This window comes from Thermodesulfobacteriota bacterium (assembly GCA_026415035.1).
GTDB lineage: Bacteria > Desulfobacterota > BSN033 > BSN033 > UBA1163 > RBG-16-49-23.
Map to the genome: position 1 here is coordinate 1 of JAOAHX010000081.1, position 502 is coordinate 502.

1 protein-coding gene is annotated in these 502 nt (G+C 52.0%); it reads right to left on the reverse strand.

Translation table 11 applies throughout. From position 1 onward, the window contains the following. Positions 1–407 (reverse strand): hypothetical protein (locus N3G78_14935; GenBank protein MCX8119211.1); only part of this gene is annotated, 407 nt, incomplete at its 3' end. Positions 408–502 lie beyond the last annotated feature (95 nt).

Genomic DNA, 502 nt, shown 5'->3' on the forward strand with positions numbered 1-502 from the left:
AAGTATCTCCAGACCGAGAGCAGGCCTTTTCTCAAATATCTTTCCGTGAGGACTCCTTCTTCGATCCTAGAGGCCAAGTCGATGGGTTCATATCCCTGGCAGAGGTGGACGACCTTTCCCTTCCCCCTTCGATAGAGCATCTCGACGTCTCTAACCATCGACCCTACATAGAGGTCGCACTCGGGCAGCTCATCCTCCCCCCCCAACACAAGGGGGCGGTCGAACAAGTTCAACTCCCTGAGGGGGAAATCCCCCTGGATATTCCTGGTGATGAGGAGGGTTTCGATTCCCGCCTCGTTGAGCATTTTTACATGCTGGGAGATGACTTTGACCCCTCCTGAAACGGCCGGTCTGCCATCTACCCCTCTGACCACGTAATTTCGGATATAATATCCGACCCGCATCACCAGGCTTCCCTTCTTCCCACCACGATCAAAGTATTTCCGCCCATGATCAAAGGATCTGAAAGGGTCTCTTTTAAATGGTAATCTTCCTTTTTCTC